This window comes from Corynebacterium sp. HMSC072G08 (assembly GCF_001809185.1).
Taxonomy (GTDB): Bacteria; Actinomycetota; Actinomycetes; order Mycobacteriales; family Mycobacteriaceae; genus Corynebacterium; species Corynebacterium phoceense.
Genome location: NZ_KV796401.1, coordinates 67,561 through 84,970, shown reverse-complemented (window position 1 = coordinate 84,970; position 17,410 = coordinate 67,561). Strand labels below are relative to the sequence as shown.

Here is a 17,410-nt window from a genome sequence, read left to right as displayed (position 1 = left end):
AGAATCAGACACGCTTTCTGCTACTTAGCCCCACAAAAACGAGCACACCCCAGTCGCCGAAGCGACTGGGGGTGGTACCGGATGCGGTCCAGAAAGCCTAACCCAGAAGGCGCGGCACGACCTTGCCGGTGGGGTTGCGCGGCAGGCGGTCCAAGAAGTGGACGTCACGCGGGACGGAATGTGACGCCAGGTTCTCCTCGACGAATTCGCGGATGGCGTCTTCGGTGAGTGCCTCGCCCAGCTTGTCCTTCGTGCGGACAACCCAGACTGCCACGCGCTTGAACAGGTCCTCGTCATCGACGCCACCGGAGTAGACCTCATGGACGCCTGGCATGGACTCCAGCACCTCGGAGACGGACTCCGGGTGGACGTTCTCGCCGCCCACGATGATCATGTTGTCGGCGCGACCCACGACGTGGAGGTAACCCTCCTCGTCGATGTAGCCCAAGTCGCCGATGGACACGAGACCCTGCACGCGTTTGACCTCCATGCCGGGCTTCGTGTAGCCCGTGAGCGTCATGGAGTTATGTAGGTAGATCTCGCCTTCCTCGCCGCGCGGCAGCTCGTTGCCATCCTTGTCGAGGATCTTCAGACGTGTGCCCGTGGCGACGGAACCCGCGAGCGTCGGATCCGAGGCAACCTGCTCGGCATTCGCGGCTGCGGCGAGCGTGAGCTCCGTCGAGCCATAGATGTTGGCGAGGATGGGGCCGAAGCGATCGATGGTTTCCTCGACGAGGGTTGGCGTGAGCGCGTGGCCGGAAGAGCAGATAAAGCGCAGAGAGGACGTGTCATACGTGCCCTCAGGATCGGCCTCGACCATGCGGCGGTAGAACACAGGCGAAGAAATGAGGCCGTCCAACTGGTAGCGCTGGATGTCATCGAGGCACTGGACGGGGTCGAAGACGCGGTGCGTCACGATGGTGTTGCGTGCGCCCAGCGCAATGTTGAGGCATGCCCAGCCCCACGTGTGGAAGATCGACGCGGTGAGTTGAATCTTTTGGTCGGCGCGCCACGGCACGTTGCCCATGACGGTGCTGAGCACGAACGGGAACTTCGGCTCGGGGCGGATGATGCCCTTGGGGATGCCCGTCGTGCCGGACGACATGAGCACGATATCGCCGTGCTTAGGGAACGCCGGCAGCTTCTCGTCGGCAACGAGCTCCGGGCGGCGGACAATGGAGTCCAGCGTTGTCAGGCCATGGTCGGCTGCGCCGTCGCCCTCGTGGGCGACGATGAGCTCGAGGTCGTGGCTGTAGTTCTTCGGCACGCGCGGCAAGAACTCATCGTCGACGACGAGCACATTGATGCGGTTTTCTTCCATGGAGCCCAGCAGCTGCTCTGCAGAGGAGCCGATGTTGAGCAGGTAGATGGTGGCACCTGCGTAGCCCTTTGCACCAAGCGGCGTGATGATGCCGCGGCCGTTGCGCGCCATGACGCCGAGGCGGATGTCATCGCCGTGGTGGTGACGCAGGTGACGCGCAAACGTGCGTGCCTCGTTGCGGAGCTGACGGTAGGTCAAAGCACCGTCATCATCAATGAGAGCAATACGCTCGGGGCACGTGAGGTAGCCCTGCTCGAGCTCGCGTGCGGTGGTGAACCTGTAACGGGCAAGAACTCCCGGCAGCGATGCCATGGCGCGCGGTCCGCCCTCGGGGCTGACGATGCCGCTGCTGACGAGGGTCTTCGCTAAAGCGCCGAAAGCCTTCGCATAGAACGGCACGCTAGAGAGCGAGAGGGTCATGAGGGATCATCCTTTAATTAAAGTTACGGGTGTCAATCAGGGTATATCTAACTATCGCCGTAGGCATAAGCACCGTTGCATTCACCAGATGGAGTGTTGCGCACGTTACTCGTGTGACAATATAGTGTAGTTTTGTTTCGGAACATAGCCGTCCCAGTACCTAGCAGGGAAGTAACTCATGCTCTTTACCAAGAAATCGTTGAAGAAGTCTCTCACGGCGACGCTTGCCGGAGTCCTCGCGACTGTCTCACTCGGTGTTGCTGCCCCGCAGGCCGTCGCCCAGGAGCGCAACCTCGTTGCGTTCGGTGACTCCGTCCTTGCGGATCCGCGCGCCGATGTCTACCTGGGTGCCAAGATGAGCTCCACTAGCCCCCTTGGCACGAATTGCCCGCAGTCCTTTAACTTTGCCAAGCGCGCGGGCGCGAAGCTTGGCCTCCCTGTCCGTGACTTCTCCTGCTCTGGTGCTGTGTCGATGGCCCCGGGCCCGCAGATGTCCACGCAGGTCGACGAAGCCATCCGCACCGGTGCCCTCACTGGCGCCACCTCGCGCGTGATCTACGCGACCGGCTTCAACGACACGTACAACAATCGCTCGTTGAGTATGCAGGATATTCGTAACCGCTGGGTGGCCTACAACGCGCCCATCGTCAATCGTATCCGTGCTGCCGCCCCGAACGCACGCATTCAGATTGTCGGCTACCCGACGATTGGCTCTGGCGACCGTTACTGCTTGTTCCACGTCAACGGTGGCGTCCTTGACGCTACTGCGCTGCCCGAGGTGCGTTCCTGGGAGGACAAGGCTCAGTGGATGCAGGTGGATCTTGCCGCAGCTACGCGCACGGAGTTCCTCGACCTGAAGCCTTCTACGCGTAACAACGGCATGTGCGCCGGCGATAACAACCGCATGTGGGCAGGCCTCATTGATTTCAGCGGTGGCCCGGGCAACCTGCCCATCCACATCAATGCTCGCGGACACGAGCATGTAGCTAACGTCGTCGCTGCGTCTTAAAGACAGGCCTTAAAGAAGGCCACAGCAACATCGCTCAAGGCGGACACCACGTGTGTCCGCCTTGTGTACGTTTGCGGAGTGTTTACCCTATGGCTGTACTAGGGAACCCTATCGGTCGAAGGAAAATGACCACTGGTGGGCTGGGCGCGTTGCGTGGTTAGTCGTCCCGTGCGGAGGCGAGGAGATAGTCCCCGTAGCCGGACTTCTGGAGGGGTGCGGCTAGGGCAGCGAGGGTTTTGCGAGAGATAAAGCCTTCCCGGAATGCGGCGACCTCGGGTGAGCCGATGATGGTGCCGGTGCGCTTTTGGAGGACCTCGACGTAGGACGCGGCCTCACTCATGGAGTCGATGGTGCCGGTGTCGAGCCACACGTCGCCGCGCTGCATGGTTTGGACGTGCAGGCGGCCACGGCGGAGGTATTCCTCATTAATGGCGGTGATTTCGAGCTCCCCGCGGGCACTGGGTGTGATGGAACGGGCGATATCGACAACGGAGTTGTCATAGAAATAGAGTCCCACCACCGCGTAATTGGACTTGGGTGCTGCGGGCTTCTCCTCGATGGACAGAGCGTTGCCCTCGGCATCGAACTCCACGACGCCGTAGCGCTGGGGATCAGAGACCTCGTAGGCGAAGATGGTGCCGCCGTCGGGGTGTTGGCAGTGCGTGAGCGCGGAGGAGAAGCCGTGTCCGTCAAAGATATTGTCGCCGAGGACGAGGGCGACGTCGTCGTCACCGATGAAGTCCTCGCCGATGAGGAAAGCCTGGGCGAGACCTTCGGGGCGGGGCTGGACGGCATAGTCAAGCATGAGGCCCCACTGTGAGCCGTCGCCGAGGAGACGTTGGAACGCGGCCTGGTCTTCGGGCGTGGTGATGATGAGGATCTCGCGGATGCCGGCTTGGATGAGCGTGGTGAGCGGGTAGTAGACCATCGGCTTGTCGTAGATGGGCATGAGCTGCTTCGAGATGCCCTTGGTGATGGGGTAGAGCCGCGTGCCAGACCCGCCGGCGAGGATGATTCCCTTCATGGGGTTTAGCTTATCCCACGCGTCGCGTCGCACGGCGCGGCACGGGTTCGAGACGAAAACGATTTTCAGCATGTGACCTGGGCCATCAGTAGAGTGGGCCACATGAGTGAAACTGTACAAGGAGTCATCGCCCGTTCGAAGGGCGCCGAAGTTGAAACCGTCTCTGTCGTTATCCCGGACCCAGGCGCCAACGACGTTATTGTCAAGATCCAGACCTGCGGCGTCTGTCATACGGACTTGGCGTACCGCGACGGCGATATCGAGGACGCGTTCCCGTTCCTGCTCGGCCATGAAGCCGCGGGCATCGTGGAGCGCGTGGGCGACGCGGTAACCCACGTCGAGGTCGGCGATTTCGTTGTCCTCAACTGGCGTGCGGTGTGTGGCGAGTGCCGTGCATGCAAGAAGGGTGAGCCGAAGTACTGCTTTAATACCCATAACGCGTCGAAGAAGATGACGCTCGAAGACGGCACGGAGCTCACCCCGGCGCTGGGAATTGGTGCCTTTGCGGAGAAGACCCTCGTTCACGAGGGGCAGTGCACCAAGGTCGACCCGAGCGCTGACCCGGCCGCGGTAGGCCTGCTTGGCTGCGGCATCATGGCGGGTCTCGGCGCTGCCGTGAACACCGGCGATGTGCAGCTCGGCGAGTCCGTCGCGGTCTTCGGCTGCGGCGGCGTGGGCACGGCCGCGGTGGCCGGTGCGCACCTCGCGGGCGCGGCGAAGATCATCGCGGTGGACCTTGATGACGAAAAGCTCGCCACCGCGAAGGAATTCGGCGCGACCCACACCATCAATTCCAAGGGCAAGTCGGAGCAAGAAGTTATCGATGCCGTCCGTGAGCTCACCGATGGCTTCGGCACCGACGTCGCCATTGACGCGGTGGGCATTCAGCCCACCTGGCGCCAGGCATTTTATTCGCGTGACTTCGCAGGACGCCTCGTTATGGTGGGCGTACCGAACCTCACCGACCATATCGATATCCCGGCCATCGACGTCTACGGCCGCGGCGGCTCCATCCGCCCGGCGTGGTACGGCGACTGCCTGCCTGAGCGCGATTTCCCGGCCTACACGGCACTGTTCCAGGCGGGTAAGTTCCCGCTGGATAAGTTCGTCTCTGAACGCATTGGTCTCGACGACGTCGAGGAAGGTTTCGCGACGATGAAGGCGGGCAAGGTCCTGCGCTCGGTTGTGGAGCTTTAGGTATCCTGCGGGTAAACGACCCAAACTCAGGAAGAAAGGTAGACCATGAAGATCGATTCCTTTGTTACCTCTGGCAAGTTCCGCCTCGACGGCAACGAGTGGGACGTAGACAATAACGTCTACATCCTGGGCGGCAAGGGTGGCTGCTACATCGTGGACCCGGCTCACAACGCCGAGCGCATCTACGACGAGGTCGGCGACCGCCCCGTGCGTGGGATCCTCCTTACCCACGCCCACAACGACCACTGCGAGCTCGCCCCAGAGATTGCGGAGCATTACGGTGTCGAGGTGTACCTCCACCCGGATGATCATCCCTTGTGGGAAGAATCCAACGGCGACGCGCACTACACGCCGCTCGCGGACAACCAGACCTTCACCATCGACGGTGAGGATGTCGTCGTGTTCCACACTCCGGGTCACTCGCCGGGCTGCGTGGTGCTCTACATCAAGAACGAGAACGCGCTGCTCTCTGGCGACACGCTTTTTAATGGCGGCCCGGGCGCCACGGGGCGCAAGTACTCCGACTTCGACCAGATCGTCGAGTCCCTGCGTAACGTCATTTTCCACCTGCCGCCGGCCACGAAGGTGCTGCCGGGCCACGGGGATCAGACGACCGTCGGCGCGGAGGCCGAGCGCATCGACGAATACGTCGAGCGCGGCTACTAACGCCTCTGATCGTGCGACCGGCGCCGGGCCCGCGACTGCGGTGCTCGGCGCCGGTCGTCTTGTGGGAGGGGCCTACGGACGGAACGCGGCGAGGGGGAACGTCACCGTTCCGTCGTCGAGGGTGAGACACGGGCCGGTGCCCGTGATGACGGCACGGAAGGCGGGGCGGGGCCGTCAACGACGCGCGGCCAATATTCGGCAGAACCGTTCATGATTCTGCAATTGACCGGTTACGATCCCTGCAATGCAAGGATCGTAACCGGTATTTTGCAGAATTAAGGGGGAACTCCGCAGGTCGTTAGTCTTCGGGCAAGAGCGCGAGGTAGAGTGCGAGCGCCGCGCGCCAGTTCATGGGTGTGAAGCCGGTGGCCTCGATTTTGGAGAGGTCGAAGGTCGAGTGGGCCGGGCGCGGGGCCTCGGGGCCGGCAATCTCGGCGTACTGCTCCGTGGAGACCGGCGTGACCTTGGAGGGGTCGTGTCCGAGCCCGATGAAGGTGGCCATGGCCATCTCGTCGCGGCCCACGGCGTCGCCCTCGGAGGACAGGTTGTAAATCCCGTAAGGAGCCGCGTCGGGCCCGACGCGAAGAAGGTGGGGGATTCCCTTCGCCAGGTCCTCCGCGAAGGTCGGACGGCCCTTTTGATCATGGATCACGGCGGGCTCGACGCCGCGCCGCGCGAGGTTCGCCATGGTCTTAATGAAGTTGTTGCCGTCGCCAAAGACCCACGACGTGCGCACAATGTAGTGCTTCGGGCTTGCCGATGCCGCCGCCTCGCCCGCTGCCTTCGACGCGCCGTAGGCAGACAGCGGGGAGGGAATCTCGTCTTCCGTGTGTACCTCGTGGGAGCCGTCGAAGACGTAGTCCGTGGAGACGTGGACGAGCGTGAGATTGTGGTCGGCGGCTACGCGGGCGAGCTTGCCCGGGGCCAGGGCGTTGACGGCCCAGGCGCCCGCGCGGTCGGTCTCCGCGCCGTTGACGTCGTTATACGCCGCACAGTTGATAATGGCGGAGTACTGCTCCCAATCGCGCGCCGCGTACGCGGAGTCATCCGTGATATCGAACTCCGCATGGGTGACGAACTCTGCGTTGGGAAGGAGCGGGCGCAGCGCGCGGCCGAGCTGGCCGTTGGCGCCGGTGACGAGGATGCGGCGTGGGGCCATGGAGGGGGCATCGGCAAGCTGGGGATGGGCGAGGTCTTTCTCGGAGATCTCGGTGGGCTCGAGCGGCCAATCAACCATGTCGAGGTTAACCGCGGCGTAGCGCGCGTCCGGCGACCAGTGCGCGGTGACGAGGTAGGTGTACGCCGTGTCGTCCTCGAGGGCCTGGAAGCCGTTGGCGACGCCGCGCGGGACGAAGACGGCTGTGTCGGGGCCGACCTCGGCGGTGACGAGCTGTCCGTAAGTCTCCGAACCTTCGCGCAGGTCGCACCATGCGCAGAACGCACGACCGGTAGTTACGGAGATGAACTTGTCCCAGGGCTCGGCGTGGAGGCCTCGTGTGGCGCCTTTCTTCGCACTCAGCGAGACGTTGTTTTGCACCGGCTTGAAGTCCGGCAGGCCTGCGGCGACCATCTTCTCGCGCTGCCAGTTCTCTTTGAACCACCCCCGGTTATCGCCGTGGACGTCGAGGCGGACGAGGAGCAGGCCGTCGATGGTGGTGTTCTCGATGTGCATTTACTGTCCTCGCTGTGCATAGGTTGCTTCTGTGGCGTCCTTGGCCGGGCGCCACCACTCTTCATTGTCGCGGTACCACGCGATGGTCTGCTCGAGGCCTGCGCGCAGGTCCGTGAAGCGCGGCCGCCAGCCGAGTTCGCGCTTGAGCTTCGTCGCGTCCATGGCGTAGCGCTGGTCGTGGCCCGGGCGGTCGTTCACGTGCTCGTAGCCGTCAGCGGGATCGAGGCCCATGAGCGTGCAGATGAGCTCGATGACCTGCTTGTTGTTGATATCTGGCTGGTCCGCGCCAATGTTGTAGGTCTCGCCGATTATGCCCTTGTCCAGGATGTCGAGCACCGCCCGGTTGTGGTCGTCCACGTGGATCCAGTCGCGGACCTGCTCGCCGGTGCCGTAGAGCTTCGGCGAGCGCCCGTCCACGATATTGGTGATCTGGCGGGGGATGAACTTCTCGATGTGCTGGTACGGCCCGTAGTTATTCGAGCAGTTGGAAATTGTGGCGCGCAGACCAAAGCTGCGCACCCAGGCGCGCACGAGGTGGTCCGAGCCCGCCTTCGACGCGGAGTAGGGGCTGGACGGCGCATACGGCGTGGCCTCGGTGAACTTGGTGTCCGCGCCGATCTCCAGATCGCCGAAGACCTCGTCTGTGGAAACGTGGTGGAAGCGCACGTCGTGCTTGCGAGCGGCCTCGAGGAGCGTGAACGTGCCTACGAGGTTGGTCTGGATGAACGGGGAGGGGTCCTCGAGCGAGTTGTCGTTGTGGGACTCGGCGGCGAAATGGACGATGACGTCATTCTTCTGCGCCAGTTCATCGACGAGGGTGGCGTCCGCGATGTCGCCGTGGACGAACTCGACCCCCTCCAGCCCGGCGAGGTTCGCGCGGTTGCCCGCGTAGGTGAGCTTGTCGAGGACGGTGACCTTGATCTCGTCACGCGTAGCGTTGACGAGGCGGACGAAGTTGGCGCCGATGAAGCCGGCGCCGCCGGTAACGAGCATGCTGTGCATGGTTGTCCATCCTAGTCGCCACGCGGGGACGCTTCTCTGACCACAGTTGCACAGTTAGACCCGGGCTGTGGTCTCCGCAGCCAGGCGAGGGCAGCGTCGATCCCACAGAGGGCATGACGGATCCCCATCGTGCTCGTCACGTTGTCCACGGAGTTTCAGAACGACACGACGCTCGCGCAGTCCGCGCTCGACGCGCTCGACGGCACGGGGGATGCACGTCGTGGTCACGACGGGTGCCATCGAGCCCAAGCTCGTGCGCCCGAATAGCAATTGCACCATCGTGCGCCTAGGCGACCACGCGAAGATTCTGGGCCACGCGGCGCTGCTCATCGGCCACGGCGGCATGGGTGTTACGCAGAAGGCTCTCATGCGCTCCGTCCCCATGGTCATCGTGCCCATGCGCGCGGGCGCGCCCATGATGGTGGTGACGTAGCCGGTGAGCCAGATGCCCACCTCCGAGTCGTGGCGGCGGATGACGTCGCGGACCTGCTTATTCAGGTTGCGGAGCTTCTGCAGCGTGGATTCGGAACAGAAGTCGAGCGCGCAGGGGATGGTCTCCGCGCCGGCCGAGGGCTCGTTGATGGGGCCGTAGCCGATGATGCCCGGGGTGTCCGCGAAGTAGGCGGCCGTGTGGTCCCACATGTTCACGTAGTGGTCGCGGATGCCCACGCCGTCTGAGGCTGTGCGGTTATTGAAGAAGTTATCGAAGGCACCCTGGATGGCGGGGGAGAACTGTGCGTCGGCCAGGCCCATGTCTGGGTCGTAGAGACCGTTCGTGAACGTCGCCTAGCGCGGGGCGCCCTCGCAGCCTCGGGACTCCGTGTAGAAGTCCCGGTGAGATTCGAGGAAGGCGGAGATGCCGTAGGAGTTACACGTCTCGATGGCGGCCCAGCTCATGCCTCGGCGTACCGAGTTGAATCCCTGCTTGGCGAGGAACGCGGCGGCCATGCCGGAGCCGCTTGCCGATGCCGTCGGTGCGAGGCCGCAGGCAAGCACGACCGAGGCAGCGACGGCGACGGCAGCTTTGGGAAGAGAGAGTAGAGCGTTATTCACCCGTTTAGACTAATAAAACCGGGGGAATTCTCTCAGACCCTTACGCGGGGAAGTGAGGCAGCGCCGTCTCATCGAGCCAGGCCGCGAGCGTCGCGTCGATATCGGCGGGAGTCACACCCGCGTCCTCGGCGACGCTGTGGAGCTCACGGATGAAGTCCTCCGGTGTCACCGTGCCATGCTGGGAGGCTGCGACGTAGGCGCGGACGGCCTGGAAGAAGGGGGCATCGGCAAGCTGGCGGCGCAGTGCGTGGAGGGTGAGCGCCCCGCGCTTATAGACGCGGTCGTCGAACATGGCACGCGTGCCGGGATCGGCAACGAGAATGTCCTCCTTCTTCCGGGCGAGGACGTCGTAGTGGGAACGTGCGGCCTCATGCGCGGTGGGGCCGCCGGAATGCTCGCCCCAGAGCCACTCGGAGTAGCAGGCAAAGCCCTCGTTGAGCCAAATATCGCGCCAGGCGGCAAGGCCTAAGGAATTGCCAAACCACTGGTGGGAGAGCTCGTGGGCGATGAGTCGCTCGTAGCTGCCGTTCGTGTGGTTGGCGCCGAAGATGGACAGGCCCTGGGCCTCCAACGGGATCTCGAGCTCGTCCTCGGTGACGACGACCTGGTAATCGTTGAAGGGATAGTCGCCGTAAGTCTGCGCAAAGAAGTCGAGCATCTCCTGCTGCTGCGCGAAGGCCTCGCGGACCTGAGACTGGAGATCTGCCGGGGTCCAGGCGCGGGTATCCGGCCCAAGCTTCATCTCGGTGAACTCGCCCACCATGACCGTGGCGAGGTACGTCGCCATGGGGTGTGCGGTCCGGTAATGCCAGCGCGTCATAGATCCGAAGCGCTTGCGGGAGACGAGCTTGCCATTGCTCACGACGGTAAACGGGGAGTCCGCCGTGATGATGATGTCGTAGGGCGCTTTCGCGCTGGGCGTGTCATCGCACGGGAACCAGCTGGGCGCGCCGCACGGCTGACTCGCCACGAGGGAGCCGGACTCCGTCTCCTCCCAGCCGATCTCGCCCCATGCTGTGCGCAGCGGGCGCGGGGTACCGCCGTAGCGAATCACAAGATCGAGCTCCGCTCCGGCGGCGAGCTCATCGCCGAAGGAGACACGCAGCTTGCCGTTCGACTGGCGGAACTTCGCGACGTGCGCACCCTTCGCGCTGACGCGCCGGGCGACCATCGCTCCTGCGAGATCTACGGTGAGCTTGTCCAGCGGCTCGTCGCCGACGCGCAGGTGTAACGTGGCCTCGCCTTGGAGACGATTGGGCTCGACGTTATAGGTGAGATCGAGGTGATAATGCTCGACGGTAAAACCCAGGTTGTACTCGACAGAAGTGTACGGATCGCGGGCAGATTCCTTGTGAAAAACGCCCGCGCGGGCGAGAGAGTCAAGCGTTGTCATAATGCTTGAAACTCTACCGCCCGCGGAGTGCCGACTGTGAGTCGGTGGAGGCTACGCCGGATTTACTTGGCGTAGAACGCGCGCCAGAAGGTGCCCCAGGACGCCTCGAGGTCCTGGCGCCAGCCCGGCCAGGAGTGCGTGCCGGTGGTGCGGAAGTTGTAGTCCGCGCCGATGCCGGACTTGTCCAGCTTGGCCTTGAGGTTGTGCGTGCAGTGGTTGACGGCGGCCTCGATGACGCCACCCTCGACGACGAGCTGGGTGACACCGGCAGCGACGATGGCCGGGTTCATGCCCTGCTTGAGGTAGTACTCCGGAAGGTCAGTCTCGGACGCCAGGCCGGAGGACGCGGAGATGTAGAGCTCCGAACCGCGCAGCTTCTCAGCGTTGAGGAACGCGTCGTTGTAGCGGTTGTAGTCCCCGCCGCGCGGGCCCCACATCTGCTCCGGCTGGCCGCCGCCACGGTTGACGGTGAGGCGCAGGAACTCGTACTGCATGGGCGCGGAGGTCTGCGCGCAGCCAGCGTAGGAGCCGACGGCGTCGTAGAAGCCCTGGTTGTGCTCGGCGAGCAGCAGCGCGGAGGTCGCGGACATAGACATGCCGGCAATCGCGCGCTTGTTATTGGCCTCCAGGCGCTGCTCGAGCGGTCCCGGCAGCTCCTTGGTGAGGAAGGTCTCCCACTTCTGCGGTCCGTTCAAGTACTTGCCGTTCGGGTCCTGGGCCCAGTCCGTGTAGTAGGAGAACGCGCCAGCCTGCGGGATGACGACGTTGACCTTCTTATCGGCGTAGAAGTCCACGACCTGGGACAGGGTGGCCCAGTCAGAGTTCTGCTCGGCGCCACCGGCACCGTTGAGCAGGTAGATGGTCGGGCGGTTCGCCTCACCCGCCGGGATGACGGCGAGCGGGATGGCGCGGCCGTTCATGGCCGGCGAGGTGGCCTGCAGCTTGAGCACGCGCGGGTCGTTGCCGAACTTCTTAAACCACGCTTGGCCGGCGACGGCGTCGGTGACCTGAAGATCGCCCACCTGCGAGACCGGGGTGGCACCGGCGACCTGCTGCGGCGTGAGAACCGCAGCGTTCGCCGGGACGAGAGTGGCGGTAACCAGCGTGGCGGCCACAGACGTTGCCGCGAGGAAGGACGTAAAGCGCTTCATGAGGGTCAATATTCCTTGCAGTGAGAGGTTTAGTTGGTCGCGGCGAGATCGTCAGCGGTGTCGGTGCGGGCAGCGGCCTCGTCGGTCAGAGCGTCGGCTGCGGTGTCGGTGCCGTTGGTGAGGGCGTCTGCGGCGGCCGCGGCAGCGTCGGTGACGTTGTTGAGCGCGCCGGTGTTGCGCTCGGCAGCGTTGGCTTCGTTCTCTTCCTCAGCGGTCGGCGAGAGCTTTTCGACGGTCTCGGCGTTGGCAGCCTGCGGGGCGGCAGAGCGGTCTTCCGATGCCTCCGGAGTTGCGGTCGGCACCTCGGTGGACGCATCTTGGCCGAACGCGGCAGCGTAGGTCGGCCAGGACTTCCAGATATCTTCCTTCCAACCCGGCCAGGAGTGGGTGCCGGTTGCACGGAAGTTCCAGTCAGCGTCGATGCCCTCGCGGTCCATCTTGCGCTTGAGCTGGGTGGTGCAGTCGAACATTGCGGCCTCGATGGCGCCGCCTTCGACGACGAGCGTGGACGAGGACTTGAATGCGGAGGACAGGTCGCCGCCGTTTTTCTCCGCGATCGAGGACAGGTTTTCGTGTTCGCCCGGCAGGCCGGTCGAAGCGGAGACGTAGGTGTGCGTGCCCTTCAGGTTGTTGGAGTTGATGAGCGCGTCGTTGAAGCGGTTGTACTCCCCACCGCGCGGGCCCCACATCTGCTCCGGCGTTGCGTTATTGGCGCGGTTGACGGTGAGACCAACGTAGAAGTTCGTCATCGGCGTGGAGGTCGCGGCGCAACCGGAGTAGGAACCGACGGCGTTGTAGAAGCCCGGGTTGTGCTCGGCGAGGAGCAGCGAGGACGTCGCGGACATGGACATGCCGGCGATGGCGCGCTGGCCGTTGCCGTTGATGTTGGCGTTCACGGTTGCGCCGTCAGTGGCGGTGGACTGATCCTCCGGAGCATCCTTGGCCAGCTCGCCCTCGAGCGGTCCCGGCAGCTCCTTGGTGAGGAAGGTTTCCCAGCGCTGCGGGCCAGGCAGGTACGTGCGGTCCTCTACCGTGTCCGTGGGGTGCGGCGAGTTGTACCAGTCCGTGTAGTAGGAGAAGGCGCCGGCCTCGACCACGACGACGTTGACGTTCTTCGACGTGTAGAAGTCGATGAGGTTGGTCTTACCCTTCTCGCCGTTGGTCATGTAGAGCCAGTCCATACCTTGCTCTGCGCCGCCAGCGCCGTTGAGCAGGTAGATGGTCGGGCGTGCTGCATCGAAGTTGCCGGTCGGCGTGATGACGGCGAGCGGGACCTCGCGGTTGTTCATGGACGGCGAGGTGGCCGTCATGAACTTGACCTTGCCCTTTGAGTTGTTGACGTCAGAAAGCCAGCGCCACTTCTCGTTCTTCGAGGTGACCGTCATCTTGATTTTGCCATCGGCGCCGCGGACGTAGCTGTTGCCGTCCTTGGTGATAAGGCCCTTCTCTGCCATGAACGGCAGGACGTCGTCGTACTGCTTGATGACGGAGAGCTGAGAGCGGTCGACCTGGTCCAAGCTGTCGACGTTCCAGCGGCTAGCAGCGGAGGCGGCCTTCTCGTTCGGGGCCATCTTGTCGTCGGCCTGGGCAAGGGGAGCAGCGGCAAGGCCGAGGGTGAGCGCGACCGCGGCGGAGGTCGTGGTGAGAGTCCTCAAGAACTTCATGTGGTGGCTTCCTGTGTATGTCCTGGCGCGTCCGTGTGGCGCTGGTGGGCGACCTTGACGGGCACGTAGAGATCCATGTGCATCTTCTTGAAACATCGTTGTCTATCCGTCCATCGTTATCAAGCCTTTATGAAATCTCAGGCGCGACCGGGCTTGACGGGGGTGGTGCGCCTGATGGTGGAGCGACGAGATCTGGTGGGCGAGGAGACGTATGGGCTGGCGGCGACCTGGTTGGTGCCGCAGTCCACGCGATTGTGACAAGAGTTTAACAGGTAAAAATTGTTACCCCTGGTACTGAAGTGGCGTTTGTGTCATAATTTCAGGGACCATTTGTGGGTGACATCGCCGTGGCGCGTTCGCGCCAGGAGGTAACGCCCGCGCTGGCGGTAGTGACAAATAAAGATAGAGACCCCGTGTTGCGCGAGGCCGCGTCGCTCTATGTCGGCGAAGAACACCTGACCTTCCAAAGGAAATTTCATCATGTCTTTTGACAGCATCATTCTGGCTATCAACAACGCTCTCGGCCCGTTCGTCCACATGGGCTCCTCCAACCTTTCTATGGCGCTGCTCGACTTCGGCCTCATCTAATTCGGTTTCAGCGCCTGGGGGCTTGAATCCCCGTTTCCGCGCGTCGCGTGCCCCCGTTTCGAGGGGTGGCGACGCGCGTTTGTTGTCTCTTGGTGGTGCCTGTGCGCGGGGACGCGGCGCGGGAGGGGGCGCGTTTGGGGGAAGAAAAGACAAAAGGGGGAGAGGGTAAGTATCCTGTAGTGCGTGACTAATGAACATTATGACGTTGTAGTACTCGGCGCGGGCCCTGGTGGCTACGTTGCCGCCATCCGCGCAGCACAGCTGGGCAAGAAGGTTGCCGTTATCGAGAAGCAGTACTGGGGCGGAGTCTGCCTCAACGTGGGCTGCATCCCGTCCAAGGCGCTGCTCAAGAACGCTGAGGTTGCCCACACCTTCAACTTTGAGGCCAAGGACTTTGGTATCTCGGGTGAGGTGTCCTTCGACTACGGTGTGGCGCACAAGCGCTCCCGCAAGGTTTCTGCAGGCATCGTCAAGGGCGTGCACTTCCTCATGCGCAAGAACAAGATCCAGGAGATTAACGGTCTGGGCTCGTTCAAGGACGCACACACCATCGAGATCACCGAGGGTGACGACAAGGGCAAGACCGTCACGTTCGACGACTGCATTATCGCCACTGGCTCCGTCGTCCGCTCCCTGCCGGGCGTGGAAATCGGCGGCAACATCGTGTCCTTCGAGGAGCAGATCCTCAAGGAAGAGGCTCCGAAGTCCATGGTTATCGTGGGTGCCGGCGCGATCGGCATGGAGTTCGCCTACGTCTTGGCTAACTACGGTGTGGACGTCACCATCGTCGAATTCATGGACCGCGTCCTGCCGAATGAGGACAAGGACGTCTCCAAGGAGATCGCCAAACAGTACAAGAAGCTGGGCGTTAAGCTGCTCACCGGCTACAAGACCACGTCCATCACGGACAACGGCTCCGACGTTACCGTCGAGGTCGAGTCCAAGGACGGCTCCAAGACGGACTCGCTTACCGTTGAGCGTTGCATGGTCTCCATCGGTTTTGCCCCGCGCGTTGAGGGCTTTGGCTTGGAGAACACTGGCGTCAAGCTCACCGAGCGCGGTGCCATTGAGATCGACGACTACATGCGCACGAACGTCGAGCACATCTACGCTATCGGCGACGTCACGGCCAAGCTGCAGCTGGCACACGTGGCTGAGGCGCAGGGTGTCATCGCCGCCGAGGTTATCGCTGGCGCGGAGACCCAGATCCTGGGCGATTACATGAACCTGCCGCGCGCGACCTTCTGCAACCCGCAGGTCGCCTCCTTCGGCTACACCGAAGAAGCCGCTCGCGAGAAGTTCCCGGACCGCGAGATCAAGGTCGCTACCTTCCCGTTCTCCGCAAACGGCAAGGCTGCCGGTCTCAACGAGACCGCAGGCTTCGTCAAGCTCATTGCTGATGGCGAGTACGGCGAGCTCATCGGTGGACACATGGTCGGCGCCAACGTCTCCGAGCTGCTTCCGGAGCTCACCCTGGCACAGCGCTTCGACCTCACGGCTGAGGAAATCGGACGCAACGTCCACACCCACCCGACGCTGTCTGAGGCTATGAAGGAAGCTGCCGAGGGCATCGGCGGCCACATGATCAACCTCTAAACTGCGCACGCAGAACAAAAGGCCCTTCCGGGTAGTTTATCTGAACTACCCGGAAGGGCCTTATCTCTGCGCGGGGACTGGCGCCGCGGGGGATGCCGTCCGGGGTGCGGCGAATCGATCAAGGGGAGTGGAGTGGGAGGGCGCGTGAGCCTGGAAGCGCGCTAGTACGGGGCGATGGTGGAGGAGTGCGCGTCGATGTCGAGCGACTCGTTGATGGCGGGGAAGGCGCGCTGGGCGCAATTGGTGCGCGGGCACGTGCGACATCCGGCGCCGATGGGCGTTGCGGCGGCATCGGAAAGCTCCAGCCCCGCGGCGTAGACCGTGCGATCTGCATGGCGGGACTCGCAGCCGAGGCCAATGGCGAAGAGCTTATTGGTGTCGCTGAAGCGGCCCTGGTGGTGGCGGACGGCGCGAGCGACCCAGAGGTAGTTGCGACCGTCGGGCATCTGAGCGAGCTGGCGGACGATGACCTCAGGCTGGGCGAAGGACTCGTAGACGCACCAGAGCGGGCAGGTGCCGCCCGAGTTGGCGAAGTGCACGCCAGTTGCGGACTGGCGCTTGGACATATTGCCGGCGCGGTCGACGCGAACGAAGGTAAAGGGGATTCCTCGCTTATTGGGACGCTGCAACGTGGAGAGACGGGAGGCGACCGTTTCATAGCCCACGCCGAAGACTTGGCAGAGGTACTCGATGTCGTAGCCGGCTGTCTCAGCCTGGGAATGCATGAGGCCGTAGGGCAGGAGAGTGGCGGCCGCGAAGTAACTGGCGACGCCACGCTTGGCAAGATTCACGGAGGCCTCGGATGTGAAGGGCTCGTGCGACACGAGCTGCGAGATATCCGAGCCGGCCTCGAGGTAGCTGAGCTCCGCGGCCATGCGGAAAGCGCGCTGTCCGGTGCTCAGCCGCGCGGCGAGCTCGAGCGTGCCGGTCTCCGGGTTGAAGCGGTGGAGCGTATCGCCGAGGTTGGGCTGTGTGCGGATCTCAATATTGTGTTTCTCGCGCAGGCGCGTGGCAATGGCCGCCTCGGTGTCGCGGATTCCGAATTCTGCAATGTTCAGGTCGTGGGCGAGACGCTCGGCCTGGTGGTCGAGATCGTCGAGATAGTTCTGCCGGGCATAGAAGAAATCGCGGACCTCGTCATGTGGCATGGACAGCGTTTGCGCACCGGGGCCACTGCGCCGCGTGTCCGTGACCAGCGTGAGCTTGTCGCGTATGGTGCGGTAACGGCGGTGGACGTCGACGAGCGTGCGTGCGACGGACGGGTGGTTATAGACGAGTTCCGACAGTTCCTGAAGCTCGACCGGCGAGGGGGAGATCTCCTGGTCCTGGATAACGTCCTGGATTTCGGCGAGGAGACGGGAATCATCGTCGCGGGAGAAGAACGTGGCGTCGACGCCGAAGACCTCCGTGATCTTCATGAGGACCGGCACGGTGAGTGGACGGACATCATGCTCGATCTGGTTGACGTAGCTGGCGGACAGGCCGAGCGTCGATGCGAGCGAGGCCTGGGAAAGATCGCGTTCGCGGCGGAGCTGGCGGAGGCGGGAGCCGACGTAGGTCTTGGACATGTGAGCTAGGTTACCTGGAACCCCGTGAACGATCCGCAAAATTTGCAAAACTGCTGTGAAGCAAGTTTGCGAGCCGGACATTCGGG

At 63.3% G+C, this 17,410-nt stretch carries 15 protein-coding genes; 5 read left to right on the top strand and 10 right to left on the bottom strand.

Features of this window, described 5'->3' with window-relative positions; translation table 11 throughout:
• Positions 1–97: 97 nt before the first annotated feature.
• Positions 98–1,741 (bottom strand): AMP-binding protein, encoded by a 1,644-nt coding sequence (locus HMPREF2559_RS03010; protein ID WP_066509920.1) that lies wholly within the window; start codon positions 1,739–1,741, stop codon positions 98–100.
• Between the two features lie 178 nt (positions 1,742–1,919).
• Between HMPREF2559_RS03010 and HMPREF2559_RS03005 the strand changes: the two genes are divergently transcribed.
• Complete coding sequence (locus HMPREF2559_RS03005) at positions 1,920–2,750, top strand: GDSL-type esterase/lipase family protein (RefSeq protein WP_066489441.1); 831 nt, start codon at positions 1,920–1,922, stop codon at positions 2,748–2,750.
• Positions 2,751–2,907: 157 nt separating this feature from the next.
• Here the strand turns inward: HMPREF2559_RS03005 and rfbA are convergent, their stop codons facing one another.
• The gene (gene rfbA, locus HMPREF2559_RS03000; protein WP_070539508.1) at positions 2,908–3,774 is read right to left on the bottom strand and encodes a glucose-1-phosphate thymidylyltransferase RfbA; all 867 of its coding nucleotides are present in this window, start codon (positions 3,772–3,774) and stop codon (positions 2,908–2,910) included.
• Positions 3,775–3,876: 102 nt separating this feature from the next.
• On the opposite strand from rfbA, the gene HMPREF2559_RS02995 reads away from it, so the two are divergent.
• The gene (locus HMPREF2559_RS02995; protein ID WP_070539506.1) at positions 3,877–4,971 is read left to right on the top strand and encodes an S-(hydroxymethyl)mycothiol dehydrogenase; all 1,095 of its coding nucleotides are present in this window, start codon (positions 3,877–3,879) and stop codon (positions 4,969–4,971) included.
• 45 nt (positions 4,972–5,016) lie between these two features.
• On the top strand, positions 5,017–5,637 hold the full coding sequence (locus tag HMPREF2559_RS02990; RefSeq protein ID WP_066489452.1) for an MBL fold metallo-hydrolase: 621 nt from the start codon (positions 5,017–5,019) through the stop codon (positions 5,635–5,637).
• Between the two features lie 298 nt (positions 5,638–5,935).
• Here the strand turns inward: HMPREF2559_RS02990 and rfbD are convergent, their stop codons facing one another.
• From rfbD to HMPREF2559_RS02955, 7 genes are all read right to left on the bottom strand, one after another.
• Entirely contained in the window at positions 5,936–7,309 is a 1,374-nt protein-coding gene (gene rfbD / locus HMPREF2559_RS02985; RefSeq protein WP_070539505.1) for a dTDP-4-dehydrorhamnose reductase, read from the bottom strand.
• The gene (rfbB, locus tag HMPREF2559_RS02980; protein ID WP_066509902.1) at positions 7,310–8,311 is read right to left on the bottom strand and encodes a dTDP-glucose 4,6-dehydratase; all 1,002 of its coding nucleotides are present in this window, start codon (positions 8,309–8,311) and stop codon (positions 7,310–7,312) included.
• A gap of 54 nt (positions 8,312–8,365) precedes the next feature.
• A complete protein-coding gene (locus tag HMPREF2559_RS02975; RefSeq protein WP_070539504.1) occupies positions 8,366–9,064 on the bottom strand; it encodes a hypothetical protein in 699 nt (232 codons plus the stop codon).
• A gap of 33 nt (positions 9,065–9,097) precedes the next feature.
• Positions 9,098–9,364: a hypothetical protein gene (locus HMPREF2559_RS02970; RefSeq protein ID WP_070539502.1), complete on the bottom strand. Its 267-nt coding sequence runs from the start codon at positions 9,362–9,364 to the stop codon at positions 9,098–9,100.
• Positions 9,365–9,404: 40 nt separating this feature from the next.
• Entirely contained in the window at positions 9,405–10,757 is a 1,353-nt protein-coding gene (locus HMPREF2559_RS02965) for a M1 family metallopeptidase (RefSeq protein ID WP_070539500.1), read from the bottom strand.
• Positions 10,758–10,819: 62 nt separating this feature from the next.
• Positions 10,820–11,908, bottom strand: coding sequence for an alpha/beta hydrolase (locus tag HMPREF2559_RS02960; RefSeq protein WP_066489491.1), 1,089 nt, complete (start codon positions 11,906–11,908; stop codon positions 10,820–10,822).
• A 29-nt stretch (positions 11,909–11,937) separates the two neighbouring features.
• The gene (locus HMPREF2559_RS02955; protein ID WP_070539498.1) at positions 11,938–13,572 is read right to left on the bottom strand and encodes an alpha/beta hydrolase; all 1,635 of its coding nucleotides are present in this window, start codon (positions 13,570–13,572) and stop codon (positions 11,938–11,940) included.
• A gap of 332 nt (positions 13,573–13,904) precedes the next feature.
• On the opposite strand from HMPREF2559_RS02955, the gene HMPREF2559_RS12945 reads away from it, so the two are divergent.
• The gene (locus HMPREF2559_RS12945; RefSeq protein WP_168162229.1) at positions 13,905–14,063 is read left to right on the top strand and encodes a hypothetical protein; all 159 of its coding nucleotides are present in this window, start codon (positions 13,905–13,907) and stop codon (positions 14,061–14,063) included.
• Between the two features lie 280 nt (positions 14,064–14,343).
• Positions 14,344–15,756: a dihydrolipoyl dehydrogenase gene (gene lpdA, locus HMPREF2559_RS02950; RefSeq protein ID WP_070539495.1), complete on the top strand. Its 1,413-nt coding sequence runs from the start codon at positions 14,344–14,346 to the stop codon at positions 15,754–15,756.
• Between the two features lie 161 nt (positions 15,757–15,917).
• On the opposite strand, the gene ramB is transcribed toward lpdA, so the two are convergent.
• Positions 15,918–17,324, bottom strand: a complete 1,407-nt coding sequence (gene ramB / locus HMPREF2559_RS02945) for an acetate metabolism transcriptional regulator RamB (RefSeq protein WP_066489509.1) — start codon at positions 17,322–17,324, stop codon at positions 15,918–15,920.
• Positions 17,325–17,410 lie beyond the last annotated feature (86 nt).